Annotated in this window: 2 protein-coding genes; both read left to right on the top strand. The window is 74.8% G+C overall.

All coding sequences use genetic code 11. The features are described 5' to 3' along the window. The coding region (locus ACWD1Z_RS37695; protein ID WP_451125460.1) for a phosphopantetheine-binding protein at positions 1-734 on the top strand (734 nt) is incomplete at its 5' end. A 43-nt stretch (positions 735-777) separates the two neighbouring features. Further along, positions 778-1,250, top strand: a 473-nt coding sequence (locus ACWD1Z_RS37700; protein ID WP_451125461.1) for an MFS transporter, incomplete at its 3' end; no start/stop codon positions are given.

Below are 1,250 nucleotides of genomic sequence, written 5' to 3' on the forward strand. Positions count from 1 at the left end.
TGTACCTGACCGGCCCCGCCCTCGCCCTCGGCTATCTGCGCCGCACCGCCCTGACGGCCGAGCGGTTCACCGCCTCGCCGTTCGGCCCGCCGGGCAGCCGCATGTACCGCACCGGCGACCGGGTCCGCCGCCGCCCGGACGGCAGCCTCGCCTGTCTCGGCCGGGTCGACCACCAGGTCAAGGTGAACGGACTGCGCATCGAACTCGGCGAGATCGAGGCCGTCCTGACGGACCATCCGTCCGTCACCGCCGCGGTCGCGGTCGTACGGGAGGACGACCGGCTGGGCCGCGCCCTGGCCGCCTACTGGGTCCCCGCGCCCGGCGCGGGCACCGACCCGGAGCCGCTGCGCCGCCACCTGGGCTCCCGGCTGCCCGCCCATATGGCGCAGCTGTCACTGACCGCCCTGGACAGCCTCCCGCTGGGCGTCGGCGGCAAGGTCGACCGCACGGCCCTGCCCGAACCGTCCGAGCAGCACCGGCCGGACGGTGCCGACGCCGCGCCCGCGGGCGAGCTGGAGACCCTCATCGCCGGCGCCTGGCAGGACGTCCTCGGCCGGGAACGGGTGCTGGCCACCGACGACTTCTTCGCCCTCGGCGGGCACTCGCTGCTCGCGCTGCGCGTGATCGCCGACCTGAAGAAGCGGCGCGGGGTGGTCATCCCCACCCGCATGGTCTACCGGCATCCGCGGCTGCGCGATCTCGCCCGCGCGATAGCGGACCGCAGCGACCACTGACCGCCGCCGCCCATTGAGCCCCTTCCGGAAAGGCCCCGCCCCGATGCGGACATCCCCAGCCTCCCGAGTCTCGCTGTACGGACTGCTGAGCGCCTACACGGTCTCGCTGTTCGGCACCCGGCTGACCATGATCGCCCTGCCCTGGCTGGTGCTCGTCACCTCCGGCAGCGCGTCTCTGACGGGACTCGTCGTCTTCGCCGAGGCGGTACCGCTCGTCCTGGGCAAGGCACTGGCGGGGCCCTTGATCGACCGGTTCGGGGCGCGCAGGTTCAGCGTCGCCGCCGACCTGGCCAGCGCCGCGGTGGTCGCGACGGTTCCGCTCTGCCACTGGCTGGGTGTCCTGCCGTACGGACTGCTGCTGGCGCTGGCCACTCTGCTCGGGCTGGCCCGCGGGCCCGGCGACGTGGCCAAGCGGACCCTCACCCCGGAGACCGCCGAGGCGGTCGGGATGCCGCTGGAGCGGGTGAGCGGCATGGTGGGCACCCTGGAGCGGCTCGCCGGCACCGCCGGGCCCGC

It is taken from the genome of Streptomyces sp. NPDC002784 (assembly GCF_053592135.1).